Here is a 14,442-nt window from a genome sequence, read left to right on the forward strand (position 1 = left end):
AGCTCCCTCGCCACAACGATTTGCAAGTGAACACCGTTGCGGAATTTCCGGCGCTGTATTCGCGGTTCAAATATCACTGAGGGACGCGTAGAAAACGCGTCCCGGCTCTTTAAGAGATCTAACGAATGACCCTGAAGACCATCGAAGGTACCTTCATCGCCCCTAAAGGCCGCTACGCTTTGGTAGTAGGCCGTTTCAACAGCTTCGTCGTTGAAAGTCTGGTCAGCGGTGCAGTTGATGCCCTGGTTCGCCACGGCGTGAGCGAAAGCGACATCACCATCATCCGCGCACCTGGCGCCTTCGAAATTCCGCTGGTTGCGCAGAAAGTCGCTCAGAAGGGCGAATACGCGGCAATCATCGCCTTGGGCGCGGTCATTCGTGGCGGTACTCCGCATTTCGAATACGTGGCGGGCGAATGCACCAAGGGCCTGGCCCAGGTGTCCATGGAGTTCGGCGTTCCAGTCGCATTTGGCGTGCTGACCGTTGATTCCATCGAGCAAGCCATCGAACGTTCCGGCACCAAGGCCGGTAACAAAGGTGCTGAAGCTGCCCTGTCCGCTCTGGAAATGGTCAGCCTGCTGGCGCAGTTGGAGGCCAAGTGATTAGCGACGAAAGCGATCGTTTCAACCCGCGCGATCCAAAGCCTGCGGATGCCGGCAAGCCATCGAAAAGCGTCAAGCGTCGCGAAGCCCGTCAGCTCGCGACTCAGGCGCTGTACCAGTGGCACATGGCCAAGCAATCTTTGAACGAGATCGAAGCGCAGTTTCGGGTCGATAACGATTTCAGCGATGTCGATGCCGCTTACTTTCACGACATCCTGCACGGCGTTCCGGCTCACAAGCCTGAGATCGACGCTGCACTGACGCCGTGCCTGGACATCACCATCGAAGAGCTGGACCCGGTTGAACTGGCCGTTCTGCGTCTGTCGACCTGGGAACTGCTCAAGCGCGTCGACGTGCCGTACCGCGTTGTGATCAACGAAGGTATCGAGCTGGCGAAAGTCTTCGGTTCCACCGACGGCCACAAGTTCGTCAACGGTGTACTCGACAAGCTGGCCCCGCGTCTGCGTGAAGCTGAAGTGAAGGCGTTCAAGCGCTGATTCGCGCTTGAACAGCTGCCATGGGCGAATTTGAGCTGATCCGTAACTTTTTCGCCGCCGCGCCATGTGCGCAGGGCGGCGAAGGCGTTGCCCTCGGGATCGGCGATGATTGCGCCTTGCTGGCTGTTCCCCCCGGGGAGCAGTTGGCGATTTCCACCGACACACTGGTTGCCGGTGTGCATTTCGCAGATCCTTGCGACCCGTTTCTGCTCGGTCAGCGCTCGCTGGCCGTGGCTGTTAGCGATCTGGCTGCCATGGGCGCCACTCCCGTTGCCTTTACCCTTGCCCTGACTTTGCCGACGGTGACCGCCGATTGGCTGGACGCCTTCGCCCGTGGTTTGAACCTCATGGCGCAAAGCTGCGGTGTGGCGCTGGTGGGCGGTGATACCACCCGCGGACCGTTGAGCCTGACCATGACCGTGTTCGGTCGTGTGCCGGCCGGCAAGGCGTTGACCCGCAGCGGTGCGCAGCCAGGCGACTTGCTTTGCGTTGGCGGTGACCTGGGAAACGCCGCTGGCGCCTTACCATTGGTGCTCGGTCAGCGGACGGTTGAAGCCGCCATCGCCGATCCGCTGCTGGCGCATTACTGGTCGCCGCAGCCGCAACTCGCGTTGGGCCAGGCGCTGCGCGGTAAAGCCACCTCGGCGCTGGACATCTCCGACGGCCTGCTCGCGGACTGCGGGCATATTGCCCTCGCATCGAAGGTCGGCATTCAGGTTGAACGGGACACGCTGCCATTGTCGAAGGCTTTAGTGGCCTTCCTCGGTCAATCGGATGCAGAAGTTGCGGCCCTGAGCGGCGGTGATGATTACGTACTGGCCTTTACCTTGCCGTCCGTCGAGTTGCCGAAATTGGTGGCCGATGGCTGGCCGATCCATGTGGTTGGGCGGGTTGTGACGGGGCAGGGTGTGGTGCTGCTGGACGCTGATGGACAAGACATCACCCCGCAAACCCGGGGCTATCAACATTTTCGGGAGACACCGTGACAGATCATCCCAAACAGGTCCCGGCGGAGTTCGTACCGCCCTCGGTCTGGCGCAATCCGTGGCATTTCCTGGCGTTCGGCTTCGGTTCGGGCACCTTGCCAAAAGCACCTGGCACCTGGGGCTCGTTAGTTGCGCTACCCTTTATCCCGTTGTGGCAGATGCTGCCCGATTGGGGTTACTGGCTGATGCTCGGCATCACCATGCTGTTTGGCTTCTGGCTGTGCGGCAAGGTCGCCGACGATTTGCGGGTACACGACCACGAAGGCATCGTCTGGGATGAAATGGTCGGGATGTGGATCACCTTGTGGCTGGTGCCGGAAGGTTGGTACTGGTTGCTGGCGGGGTTTTTGATGTTCCGCTTCTTCGACATTCTCAAGCCGTGGCCGATTCGCTGGATCGACCGGCATGTGCATGGCGGTGTCGGGATCATGCTCGATGACGTATTGGCCGGGGTGTTTGCGTGGTTGGCGATGCAGGGGCTGGTATGGATTTTTGCCTGATGGGCAAAACAGAGGACTAGGGATGGCTCGACGCTGGTTGGCTCTGATGATTTTCGCGATGTTTTGCTCGTTCGCCCAGGCGGGTGACGAGGCGACGACGCCGTCGGTGATTCTTCTGGCCAGCGAAGACTGGGAAGACTACACCGCCGCCGATGGCCACGGTCTGGGCTGGGACGTGTTGCGAGAAGTCTTCGAGCCGGCGGGGGTCAAACTGGACATCCGCAGCGAACCCTACGTGCGCTCCATGGGCCTGGCCCAGCGCGGTGAAGTGGATGCCTGTGTCGGCTCCTATCTTGATGAGTCCAGCGATCTGCTCTATCCGCGCTGGAACTTCGATACCGATCACATCTATGCCTTGGGCCTGGCCAGCAACCCCGAGCCGACCCCGGAAACCCTGGGTAACTATCGACTGGCCTGGGTCCGCGGCTACGACTTTCAGGACTACCTGCCCAATATACGTCGCTATAACGAAGTCATGCGGCGTACCGGGATTTTGTCGATGTTGACCCGCAACCGCGCCGACTTTTACATCGACGCGCTGACCGAGGTCGACTACGTCCTCAAGTGGGCCAAGGATTCGACGCAGTTCCGTCGCACCCACATCGCGGAATTGCCGCTGTATCTGTGCTTTGCCAAGACCCCCAAGGCTCGCACCCTGATGGCACTGTTTGATCAACGCATGGAGCAACTGGTGAAAAACGGCCAGCTGAAACCGATCTTCGAGCGCTGGAAACAACCCTATCCGTTTGACCCGAACTGAACACGACCCCTGTAATTGAATGGACTCGCCCAAGCCGAGGCGTCTGCGCGCCACGGTGGCATTCTTATAGAAGCCAACGACAGCGAGGGCGAGGCCATGAAAAAGCATACGACGATCAATCAGTCTTTGTCAGCCGATGTGGTGGCATGCACCACCGTTGCGGTGGATCTTGCCAAAAGGGTCTTTCAGCTGGCCGGGGAGGATGCCCTCGGCCGGGTGTTGTTCGAGGATCGAATCAAGTCACGCGAGGCCTTCCAGGCATTTCTTCATAAACTTCCCGCGAGCGTGACGGTGTTGATGGAAACCGGGCCAGGCGCTCAGGCCTGGGGACGATTGCTGCAAACGCAGGGCAATCCAGTCCGCATCCTCCCGGCCCAGCTGGTTGCCAATCATCGCAGCGGCCCGAAAAATGATCGCAACGATGCATTGGCGATCTTGCGCGCAGGCCGCGATATCAAGATTTCGGCCGTGCCGCTCAAGAGTGCGGCGGCGCTGGCGATGCAGGCTTTGCATCGGGCTCGGCAGGGCTATGTTCGGCGGCGCACGGCGGTCGGCAATCAGATGCGCGGGTTACTGCTGGAACATGGCGTGGCCCTGGCGCAGGGCGAAACAGCTGTCAGCCAGCTCGTGCCTCGGATACTGGAAGATGCCACCCAACCGTTGCCCGATTTGCTGCGCGAACTGATCGCCGAACTGTTGGGCGAATGGAGCCAGCTGGGCGAGCGCGTCAACGTGCTGACCGGTCGGCTGGAAACGGCCGCGAAGGAGGACGAGACGGCGAAGCGGCTGATGACGGTGCGCGGCGTTGGCCCGATCATCGCCACGGCGCTGTTGGCCAAGCAGACCCAGCCTGAACGCTTTGCCAACGCCCGATTGTTCGCCGCCTACTTCGGGTTGGTGCCCAGCCAGCACAGCACTGGCGAGAAGGTTCGACTGGGCAAGATGAGCAAGCATGGCGATGCTTACTTGCGCAGTCTGACGATCCAGGGTGCCCACGCCGTCTTGAAACAGCTACGACCCGATTCACAGCAGCCGGACGACCAACGTCTCCAGCGCTGGATCTCTCGTCTGGGTCGCAAGGAAGCGGCGGTGCGATTGGCCAACCGCAACCTGCGCATCCTCTGGGTGCTACTGCAAAACGACCAGACTTATCGTCGCCAGCCGGGCGCTGAGCCGGAGGCTGCGATGAGTCACTGATCACTGAGTTCTGCCACCGGGGCGTTAAGCGCTCCAACCCATGCTAAGAACATTGACCCCAGGTCAGACCGTCGCGGATTGATGCCTGAGCTGCTACTGGCCCTCGAGGCCTTACTGTAATCGGCATACCCCGAGCTTACCCAATGTTGGCCAGAAGCCGCTCAAGACTTCCTTGAACAGGCCTCATACATAGATGCAACCGGGTAGCAGTGTTCAAAAGCAGGTTGAATGTGGGGGCGAGTCCATACATAGCAGCTGGCGAAGCCTGCGTTCGGCGGCGAAGCCGTCGTAAATTCAGGCACCGCGGTATATCAGACTGACCGAGTCGGCAGGTTTCACGACGGCTTCGCCGCCGAACGCAGGCTTCGCCAGCTGCTACAAGGCGTGCGTAGACAGGGCCTTAGGCACCAGTGATCTAACTTTTTGATTGTTATGCCCCATAATTCAGCCTAAGCGTCTGTCGGAACGTGCTGTTACAATGCCGCGTCTGCGAATCTCCAGTACTTATTGATCAGGAGCACACCGGTGCCTGTCGTTTTTGTCGCCGCTTCCAAGCTGCCAACGCCTTTTGCGCAATTCACCATGCACGGCTTTCTCGATGAAGAAAACGGGCGCGAGCACGTTGTGCTGAGCCTGGGTGAGTTCGTCGACGGTGCCCCGGTACTCGGCCGGTTGCATTCCGAATGCCTGACCGGCGATGCCTTGTTCAGCCAGCGTTGCGACTGCGGCTCGCAACTCGAGGCCGCCTTGCAAGCCATCGCCCGTGAAGGCCGTGGCGTGTTGCTGTACTTGCGTCAAGAAGGCCGTGGCATTGGCCTGTTGAACAAGATCCGCGCCTATGAATTACAGGATGGCGGTGCCGATACCGTTGAAGCCAACGAGCGTCTGGGCTTTGCCGCCGACCAGCGCGACTACGCCATGTGCCTGCCGATGCTGGAGCACCTGGGCGTGAAATCCCTGCGTTTGATGACCAACAACCCACGCAAGGTCAAAGCCTTGACCGACATGGGCATCGTGGTCGCCGAGCGCGTGCCGCTGCACACCGGTCATAACCCACACAACAAACTCTACCTGGCCACCAAGGCCAGCAAGCTCGACCACATGATGGGCAACGAGCACCAGGGTGAGGCTGACCGGGCGTGACCCGCGGTCAGGTTCGGCGGCGACTGTCCGTCAATTGGTGGCAGTACCTGGCGCTGGCCTTGGTGCCGCTGTTCGTGATCAACGGCGTGTTTGGCCAGGGCGAGGCAATCCTGCCGGTGCTGGCGATGCCGTTGTTCATCGCGGGTGTGGCGTCGATGTTTGTCAGCCTGAAATTCTTTGGCGGCTACAAGCACGCGTTGATCGCCACTCAAAAAGCCCTCGACACCCCTGAAGAACCTGCTGCCTGGATCGCTCTGGCGGCCAAGCGTCGCACGGCATTCCTGGCTGCCGGCCTGCCGGCCTGGATCGGCGCGCTGGCGGTATTCGTCGGTCTCGAAGCCGTGCCGTTGATGCTGCTGGCGCTGTCGACCCTGGTGCTGTTCTACCTCTACCGTATTCCGCGTCAACTCGGCTGATGCGGCCCGTCTGGCTGACGGTTTTGCTGCTGGCCGTCTGTTTCCCGGCGGCTGCGGTCGAACGCGTTGTCAGCCTCGCGCCATCGCTCTCTGAAATCGTTGTTGAGCTGGGCTCAGCCGACCTGCTGGTGGGTGTGCTGGATGCCGGTGAGCGTCCTGCCGAGCTCAAAGACCTGCCTTCGGTTGGCCGCTATGGCCAGCTGGACATGGAACAGCTGCTCAGCCTCAAGCCCGATCTGCTGTTGCTCTGGCCCGGCAGCGTTGGCCCGGCCCAGCGTGAACAGCTCAAGCGGTTGAACATTCCGACCTACGTGGCCGAACCCCGCAACCTCGAACAACTCACTTCGCAGATTGAGGCGATTGCCGCACAGCTCGGCCGTCCGGAGCGTGGCATTTCATTGGCTGGAAAATTGCGTCAGCGGGTGGATTCGTTGCGCCAGCGGTATCGTCGGGATGTGCCATTACGGGTGTTTTATCAGGTCTGGGATCGGCCGCTGTACACCGTTGGCGGCGGGCAGATCATCAGCGATGCGCTTGAAGTGTGCGGAGCGCGCAATGTGTTTGCCGACCTGACCCTGCCAGCGCCGCAGGTCAGTATTGAAGCAGTATTACAGCGCAATCCGGAAGTGATTCTGGCCGGCGATCGGGCGCAACTCGATGCGTGGAAAGCCTGGCCGCAGGTTGCCGCAGTGGCGCAGGGGCAATTGCTGTTGGTGACGGATAAGGGGCTGGAGCGGCCGAGCGGGCAGATGATCGAAGCGACGGCCAAGTTGTGCCAAGTCATCGAGCCGGACCGCTGACCTGTGGCGAGGGGATAAATCCCCTCACCACAGGTGACTGCGCCAGTCTTTAGATTTCAGGCATCCACGTCACCCCAAACATCCACGCCCGACCTTCCTCACGATACCCATGCTGACTGCCGTCATGGCTGTACAGCGCCCGGCTATAACCCTTGTCCAGCAGGTTATCGACCTTCAGCTCAAGCTTGATCTCGCGATTCATTTCCCAGCTGCTGCGCAACCCCAGCAGCGCATAACCGCCCAATGGCTGCTGATTGTTCTCATCGTCGTAGCTGCTGCTCACGGCCTGCCAACTGGCGCCGAGCCCTAGTCGGTCGAACTGCCGATCCAGATCCAGGCTCAAGGTCCGCCGCGCGCGCCGAGCCAGGGTGTGACCGCTGTCGCGATCGCGCGGGTCGATGATCGCCACGCCGAGGTTGCTTTGCCAGCCGAACAGTTCCTGTTTCAATGCCGCTTCGAATCCGTTGATCCGTGCCGAGGCCACGTTCTGCGGGCGTGAGTTGCTACCGAAAATAATCGCGTCTTCCAGGTCCGTCCGGTACAGAGAAGCTTCCAGGCGAGCGGTGTCGGTCAGTTGACTGCGCCACTGCAGCTCATAGCTTTTCGACGTCTCGGGTTTCAGATCCGGATTACTGAAGTCGGGGTAATACAGATCATTGAACGTCGGCGCGCGGAAGCCTTCGCTGTAGGTCAGCAGTACATCGTTGTCCGGATTCAGCGGCAGGGTGAAGGTGCCGCTCCAGCTGTTCTGGCCGCCGAACTGCTGGTTCTGGTCGCGGCGCAGGCCCAGTTCGGTGGAGAAGCTATCCGTCTGGTAATGATGCTGAATGAACGCCGCACGGTTCCAGCGGCTGTCCTCGTCGAATGGCGTGCTGCTGTTGATCCGGTCTTCGTACCAGTCGCCGCCGAGGATCAGGCTGTTGCGCTCGTCGAGGGTCAGGTCGTTCTGCCAGTTCACCGAGTTGCGATACGTGTTGAACACGCTGCGTTCGTCACTGAGCTTGTCCAAAGACTTTTCGCGGTTTTCGCTGTGGCCGAACTCGACGCGGGTTTTCCACAGGTCATTGATATGCGCATCGACATAACTACTGACGCTGCTCACCGCGAAGTCGCTGTAGGGCTGCTGCTGGACTGACTCGAACGTGTCCATGTCGAAGCGGCCGAATGGATTGTCGAACTCACTTTTGCCACGGTTATCCAGCAGGTTGGCGCCGATTTCGAGGTCATCGGTGAGGGCGTGACTCAGGCTCAAACTTAGCGATTTGTTGCGGTATTCGTCATGATCGCCATCGCTGGGATAGGACTTGCGGGTGCGATTGATTCCGGCGGTTTCATCGAGGCTGGCGCCGAGATTGAATCGGGTCTGCTCGTCGCCGCCGGACAGTCCGAGGCTGCGTTCCCAGGTCTGGTTGCTGCCAAAGCCCACGTGCATTCGCGGTTGCAGGCCTTGCTCGTCGCCACGGCGGGTGAAGATCTGGATCACCCCGCCAATCGCATCGCTGCCATAAATCACCGAGCGGGAACCGCGCAGCACTTCCACGCGTTCGACCTGTTCGATGTTGATGTGTTGCAGGTTGCTGTCGCCCGAAGTGGAGTTGCCGATGCGCTGGCCGTCGACCAGCACCAGGCTTTGGGCCGACTTGGTGCCGCGAATGTAAATCCCCGGCAGGCTGCCGCGCCCGCCGGTTTGCCCGACCTGCACACCCGGCACACGACGCAGCAAGTCAGTCACACTGTTCGGTTGCAGACGATCGATGTCTTCTCGGGTGAACACGGTGTTGGCGGCGCTGCTGTCATTGCGCGCTTCGACCTGACGGTTGGCGCTGATCAGCACGTCGGGAAGCTTCAGGGCCTGGTCGCGTTCGAAGGTGTCGGCCAGCAGTTGGCCGGCCGGGAGCAGGGTCAGGGCGAGAGGGGAAAGTTTCATCGGGCAGTCCGTTGGCGCTTTAAAGCGAATACAAATTTTGAAGGGCACAGAAAACCAATGTGGGAGCGGGCTTGCTCGCGAATGCGGTGTGTCAGTCAACATTTATGCTGATTGAAACACCGCATTCGCGAGCAAGCCCACTCCCACAGGGTTTTGTATGTGTCTTTAGATGTTCAGCAGTTGCAGACGCTCACGAACCGAAGCTTCGATTCCGGCCTCATCCAGCCCGCATTCGGCCAACATTTGCGCAGGCTTGGCGTGCTCGACGTAACTGTCCGGCAAGCCCAGGTGCAGCATCGACTTGAGGATGTTTTCGCGGGCAAGAAACTCGCTGACGGCGCCACCGGCACCGCCCATGATCGCGTTCTCTTCGATGGTCACCAGCAGCTCGTGGCTGCCGGCGATGTCGCGAACCAGTGCTTCATCGAGCGGTTTGACGAAACGCATGTCGACCACGGTGGCATCCAGCGTCTCGGCGACTTTCAGCGCCTCGGCCAGTTGCACGCCGAACACCAGCAGGGCGACTTTGCTGCCCTGACGACGAACCACGCCTTTGCCGATTTCGATCGGTTCGAGGTTTTTCTCGATCGTCGCGTTCGGGCCAGAGCCGCGCGGATAACGCACCGCCGCCGGGCCGTTGAACAGGTGGCCGGTGGTGAGCATTTTGCGCAGTTCGTTTTCGTCGCTCGGGGTCATCACCAGCATGCCGGGGATGCAGCGCAGGAACGACAGGTCGAAGCTGCCTGCGTGAGTCGGGCCGTCTTCGCCCACCAGACCCGCGCGGTCGATGGCGAACAGCACGTCGAGGTTTTGCACCGCGACGTCATGAATCAATTGATCGTAGCCACGTTGCAGGAACGTCGAATAAATCGCCACCACCGGTTTCGCGCCTTCGCAGGCCATGCCGGCAGCGAGGGTCACGGCGTGCTGTTCGGCAATCGCCACATCGAAATAGCGCAGCGGGAAACGCTCGCTGAAAGCTACCAGATCGGAGCCTTCCTTCATTGCGGGAGTGATGCCCACCAAACGCGGATCAGACGCGGCCATGTCGCACAGCCATTCACCGAACACGCCGGAATACTTCGGTCCGCCAGCTTTCTTCGGCGCGGCGGCCGGAGCGTCCAGCGGTTCGAGTTTGGTGATCGCGTGGTAACCGATCGGGTCGACTTCCGCCGGAGCGAAGCCTTTGCCTTTCTTGGTGACGACGTGCAGGAACTGCGGGCCTTTCAGATCGCGCATGTTGCGCAGGGTGGCGATCAGGGTCGGCAGGTCGTGGCCATCGATCGGGCCGATGTAGTTCCAGCCCAGTTCTTCAAACAGCGTGCCGGGGACCAGCATGCCTTTTGCGTATTCTTCGGTGCGACGGGCGATTTCCCAGGCGCCGGGCAGGCGCGACAGAACCTTTTTGCTGCCTTCGCGCATGCTCGCGTAAGTGCGGCTGGAAAGGATCTTCGCCAGGTAGTTCGACAGCCCGCCGACGTTGCGCGAGATCGACATGTCGTTGTCGTTGAGGATCACCAGCATGTTGGCGTCCACTTCCGGCGCATGGTTCAGCGCCTCGAAGGCCATGCCGGCGGTCAGTGCACCATCGCCGATCACGGCGATCGCCTTGCGATCACTGTTTTGCAGGCGGGCGGCAATGGCCATGCCCAGCGCTGCGCTGATCGACGTGCTGGAGTGGCCGACACCAAAGGTGTCGTACTCGCTCTCGGAGCGACGCGGGAAGGCTGCGACGCCGTCCTTCTGGCGCAGGGTGCCCATGCGCTCGCGACGGCCGGTGAGGATTTTGTGCGGATAGGCCTGATGACCCACGTCCCACACCAGCCGGTCGTCCGGGGTGTCGAAGACGTAATGCAGCGCGATGGTCAGCTCGATGACGCCCAGGCCGGCACCGAAATGCCCGCCGGTCTGACCGACCGTGTAGAGCAATTCCAGGCGCAACTCATCGGCCAGGGTTTCCAGCTCGGCTTCGCCTAACCGGCGCAGGCCGTCCGGCGTGTTGGCACGGTCGAGCAGGGGCGTGGTCGGGCGCTTGCGGGGAATCTCATGAAACGTCGTGGGCATCAGGCGAATCGTTATAGGTATAAAAGATGCGGCAGTTTACCTGATGCGTCGCCCCCTGCCCACGCGTTGCTTTTAACTTGGCGGATACGCCGTCAGCTGCGCCGGTCAACGATGTACCGGGCCAGATCGCGCAACGGCTCGGCTGCCGCGTCAAACGGTCGCAGCGCATGCAGGGCTTGATCGCGCAGTTCCAGGGCGTAGGCCTTGGCAGCGTCGAGACCGAGCAGGGCCGGGTAAGTTGGCTTGTCGCGTGCTATGTCGGCGCCCTGGCGTTTGCCGAGGGTTTCGGTATCGCTTTCGACGTCGAGAATGTCGTCCTGCACCTGGAACGCCAGGCCGATGGCCTGTGCATAAGTCTGTAAGGACTTCAGTTCGTCCTTCTCGGCGCGTCCGCTGGCCAGGGCGCCGAGTTTGACGCTGACCTCGATCAGCGCGCCGGTCTTGTGCCGGTGCATGGTTTCGAGGGCTTTTTGATCGAGTTTCAAACCGACCGAACCGAGGTCGATGGCTTGACCGCCGACCATGCCTGCCGGGCCCGCGGCCAATGCGAGAGCACTGACCATTTGCAGGCGGAGGTGATCGGAGGTGAGAGCCGCGTCAGAGTTGCTCAGGCGCGGGTCCAGCAGGGCGCTGAAGGCCAGGCTCTGCAAACCGTCACCGGCCAGAATCGCGCAGGCTTCATCGAATTTTTTGTGAGTGGTCGGCTGGCCGCGACGCAGATCGTCGTCGTCCATGGCCGGCAAATCGTCATGCACCAGGGAATAAGCGTGAATCAGCTCCACTGCGCAAGCGGCGCCGTTGGCTTGCTCAGCCTTGCCGCCCAGCGCTTCGCACGCGGCGTAGGCCAGCAGCGGGCGAACCCGTTTGCCGCCATTCATCACGCTGTAGCGCATGGCCTCGTACAGACGCGCGAGCTCAGGGCTCGGCGCGTTGAACAGGGTTTCCAGTGCTGCGTTGACGCGGGCCTGGCTGGTCGCCGAATACGCTGCAATCATTCTGGTTGATCCGCGTCGAAGGGTTCCTCGGCCAACTCGCCATCGCGCTCGAGCAGCACCTGAACCTTTTGCTCGGCCTGGGCCAGCGCCGCCTGGCAATCGCGGGTCAGACCGATGCCTTGCTCGAAAGCCGTCAGCGAGTCTTCCAGCGACAATTCGCCGTTCTCCAGACGCTCTACCAGCGTTTGCAGGTCAGCGAGAGATTGTTCGAAATCCAGTGCAGCTTTTTTGCGGGCCATGGCGGCTATTTCCGGTTGACGTTAAACCGGCGCGACACTAGCAGACATGGGGTTTATGGGCAAATGAGGGTGGCATTTCAGCCACTGCTTTCGGGATAACTGATCTGGTATCGAGTGTTGCGCCCGCCACCCGGAAGCCGCTTCAAGTAGCCTTTCTCCAGCAATTCAGCCAGATGGCGAGTGGCAGTGGCCTTGGACACCTTCGCCACGGCTTGATACTGCGCCGCGCTGATACCTTCCTCGAAACCCCGTTCCCCGCCATCAAGCAATCGATTCAATACCTTGATCTGCTCCGCCGTCAAAGCGGACTCGCGATGTGCCTGCCAAAAACGCGCCTTGCCCAGCACGCTTTCGATCCGAGCCATAGCTTGTTGCAAGCTGCGCAGCAGGGTTTTCAGGAACCACTCCAGCCAATCAGTGATATCCACGGTAGCTTTCTGGCTGGTTTCAAGCACCCGGTAATAGCCGGACCGATCTTCGAGGATGCTCGCTGACATCGCATAGAAGCGGATGGCCTGCGCCTCGCCCTGAGCCAATGCCAGATCGGTGATCGTTCGCGTCAGACGACCGTTGCCGTCATCGAAGGGGTGCAGGGTGACAAACCAGAAGTGTGCGATGCCGGCCCGCAGCAGTGGATCGAGTCCGATCTGACTGCGGCTGGATTCAAACCAGGAGAGGAAGGTATCCAGTTGTTGCTCAAGACCTTGGCGAGGCGGTGCTTCGAAGTGAACGGTGGGTCTGTCGAGACGCCCGGAAACCACTTGCATCGGCTCATCGCCGCGCAATGCACCGACATGGATCGAGCGGGCGGCGAAGTCTGTTTCCTGAGCCGGGAACAGCCATTCATGCCATGCCAGCAAGCGCGTCAATGTCAGGGGCTGTGAGAAATGCTGGGTGGCATCGAGCATCAACTGCGCCAGCCCTTCGCTGCGTTGGCTGACTTGATCGCCATCGACCGCTTCCAGGCCCAGGCGCCGAGCCAGCGAAGAGCGCACCGAGCCAACATTCAGTTGTTCACCCTCGATAGCCGACGACGTCACGATGTTCTGCAACAACGCATCCAGTTCGTTCTGTGCGCTGAGTGAGCTGCCCACGGAACTGACCATGCCCATCAGCCGACCTTGGGCCTGCACGCACTCGCGCAAAAGCGGCGTCAGGCGCTCGGCTTGCCAGTTGAAGTTTGGCCAATCGGGCTTTTGCCAGATCCAGTGGGGTGCCATGGATTTGGGGTCTCCAAGGTGAATGAGCCGAATAATAGCCGTATTCGGCTCATTTGGTGAGCCGAATAACAGCGCTATTCGGCTCACGCCCCAAAATATGCGTGATTGCCACCGCAAATTAAGATGTATCCGATTGTTAAAAAACCGCCGAATGGCTAATCTTCGCGCCTTCAAGGGCCCGATAGTCACGGGTCTTTCTGACGAAACGCAGTTTTTGGATCTGTAACGCGCCGAGGATCGGGCGCAAGGTTTCGTTATGCATGGCAGGAGGCGTCACATGCGTTCATTTCTTCTATTGCTGATAGGGCTCGTCTGCGCTACCGCAGCGTTGGCCGAGCCTTCGGCCGAGGTGTCGGAACCCGTGGGTGGCTGGCGTTATTCCGGCCTGCTGGACCGCAGTGAAAATCCTCAAGTCGCCTATCCCACGCCACCCATCGATCGCGGTGTGCAGCGCAATCGCACCATGATCCAGGGCCAGCTCAAGGCTATCGGCACCCAACGAGGGCCGCACACGCTGGCGGTCAACGGCAATCCACTGAATCTGTATACCGACGACCAAGGGCGTTTCGCCCGGCCATATGCGTTTGGCGCTGGCTCCAACAGCGTCGAAGTGCGCAGCTCCGAAGGCCAGTCGCTCAAGCGCGTTCAATTCTATGAAGCCAACAACCTGCGCACTCCGGCGCGGATTCGTGTGGTGCTGGGTTGGGATGACCCGAAAGCCGAGCTCGATCTGCACATCATTACCCCCGACGGCCAGCACGCGTTCTGGGCTCACTCGGCGCTGACCAACGGCGGCGGTCTGGACCCTGACGGCGTCGATGGCCCTGGCCCGGAAATGTTCACCATGACCGCGCCGATGCATGGCACCTATCTGGTTTACGTGAACTATTGGGGCAACTTCGGCAGTGGCGGCTATAACTTCGATGAGACCAGCAACCAGAACGAGGTGATCACCTCGCAGATCAACCTGGTGCTCAACGAAAACACCGTCGACGAAAAACGCGAGACCTTCATCGTGCCCATGCGGGCCATCGGTGACCTGCTGCTGGTCAAGACTTTCAACTATTAAGCATCCCGCTCCACGGATGACATCGGG

Annotated in this window: 15 protein-coding genes; 10 read left to right on the forward strand and 5 right to left on the reverse strand. The window is 60.6% G+C overall.

Annotated elements, in window-relative coordinates; all coding sequences use genetic code 11:
• Positions 1-125: 125 nt before the first annotated feature.
• The 9 genes from ribH (at position 126) to ABH912_RS23955 (ending at position 6,901) form a co-directional block, all read left to right on the forward strand.
• Entirely contained in the window at positions 126-602 is a 477-nt protein-coding gene (ribH, locus tag ABH912_RS23915) for a 6,7-dimethyl-8-ribityllumazine synthase (RefSeq protein ID WP_003185938.1), read from the forward strand.
• Positions 599-1,099, forward strand: coding sequence for a transcription antitermination factor NusB (gene nusB, locus ABH912_RS23920; RefSeq protein ID WP_008153530.1), 501 nt, complete (start codon positions 599-601; stop codon positions 1,097-1,099). Before ribH ends, nusB begins: the two co-directional genes overlap by 4 nt.
• Before the next feature lie 20 nt (positions 1,100-1,119).
• The gene (gene thiL, locus ABH912_RS23925) at positions 1,120-2,085 is read left to right on the forward strand and encodes a thiamine-phosphate kinase (protein WP_429511800.1); all 966 of its coding nucleotides are present in this window, start codon (positions 1,120-1,122) and stop codon (positions 2,083-2,085) included.
• Positions 2,082-2,585, forward strand: a complete 504-nt coding sequence (locus ABH912_RS23930; RefSeq protein ID WP_003228639.1) for a phosphatidylglycerophosphatase A family protein — start codon at positions 2,082-2,084, stop codon at positions 2,583-2,585. Before thiL ends, ABH912_RS23930 begins: the two co-directional genes overlap by 4 nt.
• A 22-nt stretch (positions 2,586-2,607) precedes the next feature.
• Entirely contained in the window at positions 2,608-3,345 is a 738-nt protein-coding gene (locus ABH912_RS23935; protein WP_429511801.1) for a substrate-binding periplasmic protein, read from the forward strand.
• Between the two features lie 96 nt (positions 3,346-3,441).
• Complete coding sequence (locus ABH912_RS23940) at positions 3,442-4,542, forward strand: IS110 family transposase (RefSeq protein WP_429513146.1); 1,101 nt, start codon at positions 3,442-3,444, stop codon at positions 4,540-4,542.
• Positions 4,543-5,067: 525 nt separating this feature from the next.
• Complete coding sequence (ribA, locus tag ABH912_RS23945; RefSeq protein ID WP_033059420.1) at positions 5,068-5,685, forward strand: GTP cyclohydrolase II; 618 nt, start codon at positions 5,068-5,070, stop codon at positions 5,683-5,685.
• Entirely contained in the window at positions 5,682-6,101 is a 420-nt protein-coding gene (locus ABH912_RS23950; protein WP_429511802.1) for an MFS transporter, read from the forward strand. Before ribA ends, ABH912_RS23950 begins: the two co-directional genes overlap by 4 nt.
• The gene (locus ABH912_RS23955) at positions 6,101-6,901 is read left to right on the forward strand and encodes a cobalamin-binding protein (RefSeq protein WP_429511803.1); all 801 of its coding nucleotides are present in this window, start codon (positions 6,101-6,103) and stop codon (positions 6,899-6,901) included. The genes ABH912_RS23950 and ABH912_RS23955 overlap by 1 nt, the downstream gene beginning before the upstream one ends.
• 49 nt (positions 6,902-6,950) lie before the next feature.
• On the opposite strand, the gene ABH912_RS23960 is transcribed toward ABH912_RS23955, so the two are convergent.
• The 5 genes from ABH912_RS23960 to ABH912_RS23980 all read right to left on the reverse strand — a co-directional run bounded on the left by ABH912_RS23960 (position 6,951) and on the right by ABH912_RS23980 (position 13,346).
• A complete protein-coding gene (locus ABH912_RS23960) occupies positions 6,951-8,828 on the reverse strand; it encodes a TonB-dependent receptor domain-containing protein (RefSeq protein ID WP_429511804.1) in 1,878 nt (625 codons plus the stop codon).
• A gap of 165 nt (positions 8,829-8,993) precedes the next feature.
• On the reverse strand, positions 8,994-10,892 hold the full coding sequence (gene dxs, locus ABH912_RS23965; protein WP_429511805.1) for a 1-deoxy-D-xylulose-5-phosphate synthase: 1,899 nt from the start codon (positions 10,890-10,892) through the stop codon (positions 8,994-8,996).
• Positions 10,893-10,984: 92 nt separating this feature from the next.
• On the reverse strand, positions 10,985-11,887 hold the full coding sequence (locus ABH912_RS23970) for a polyprenyl synthetase family protein (RefSeq protein ID WP_033054108.1): 903 nt from the start codon (positions 11,885-11,887) through the stop codon (positions 10,985-10,987).
• On the reverse strand, positions 11,884-12,126 hold the full coding sequence (locus ABH912_RS23975; protein WP_007894317.1) for an exodeoxyribonuclease VII small subunit: 243 nt from the start codon (positions 12,124-12,126) through the stop codon (positions 11,884-11,886). Before ABH912_RS23975 ends, ABH912_RS23970 begins: the two co-directional genes overlap by 4 nt.
• Before the next feature lie 77 nt (positions 12,127-12,203).
• Complete coding sequence (locus ABH912_RS23980; RefSeq protein ID WP_429511806.1) at positions 12,204-13,346, reverse strand: Fic family protein; 1,143 nt, start codon at positions 13,344-13,346, stop codon at positions 12,204-12,206.
• Positions 13,347-13,623: 277 nt separating this feature from the next.
• Here ABH912_RS23980 and ABH912_RS23985 point away from each other — a divergent pair, with 277 nt between their 5' ends.
• On the forward strand, positions 13,624-14,415 hold the full coding sequence (locus tag ABH912_RS23985; RefSeq protein ID WP_429511807.1) for a YfaP family protein: 792 nt from the start codon (positions 13,624-13,626) through the stop codon (positions 14,413-14,415).
• Positions 14,416-14,442: the final 27 nt, after the last annotated feature.

This window comes from Pseudomonas sp. BT76 TE3572 (genome assembly GCF_050435365.1).
Classification (GTDB): Bacteria; Pseudomonadota; Gammaproteobacteria; order Pseudomonadales; family Pseudomonadaceae; genus Aquipseudomonas; species Aquipseudomonas fluorescens_W.

Bases quoted from the DNA above. Each gene is read 5' to 3' on its own strand.
- ABH912_RS23985 (WP_429511807.1), top strand. From the start codon at position 13,624: ATGCGTTCATTTCTTCTATTGCTGATAGGGCTCGTCTGCGCTACCGCA.
- ABH912_RS23980 (WP_429511806.1), bottom strand. From the start codon at position 13,346: ATGGCACCCCACTGGATCTGGCAAAAGCCCGATTGGCCAAACTTCAAC.
- ABH912_RS23970 (WP_033054108.1), bottom strand. From the start codon at position 11,887: ATGATTGCAGCGTATTCGGCGACCAGCCAGGCCCGCGTCAACGCAGCA.
- ABH912_RS23940 (WP_429513146.1), top strand. From the start codon at position 3,442: ATGAAAAAGCATACGACGATCAATCAGTCTTTGTCAGCCGATGTGGTG.
- ABH912_RS23975 (WP_007894317.1), bottom strand. From the start codon at position 12,126: ATGGCCCGCAAAAAAGCTGCACTGGATTTCGAACAATCTCTCGCTGAC.
- ABH912_RS23955 (WP_429511803.1), top strand. From the start codon at position 6,101: ATGCGGCCCGTCTGGCTGACGGTTTTGCTGCTGGCCGTCTGTTTCCCG.
- thiL (WP_429511800.1), top strand. From the start codon at position 1,120: ATGGGCGAATTTGAGCTGATCCGTAACTTTTTCGCCGCCGCGCCATGT.
- ABH912_RS23960 (WP_429511804.1), bottom strand. From the start codon at position 8,828: ATGAAACTTTCCCCTCTCGCCCTGACCCTGCTCCCGGCCGGCCAACTG.
- ABH912_RS23935 (WP_429511801.1), top strand. From the start codon at position 2,608: ATGGCTCGACGCTGGTTGGCTCTGATGATTTTCGCGATGTTTTGCTCG.
- ribH (WP_003185938.1), top strand. From the start codon at position 126: ATGACCCTGAAGACCATCGAAGGTACCTTCATCGCCCCTAAAGGCCGC.
- dxs (WP_429511805.1), bottom strand. From the start codon at position 10,892: ATGCCCACGACGTTTCATGAGATTCCCCGCAAGCGCCCGACCACGCCC.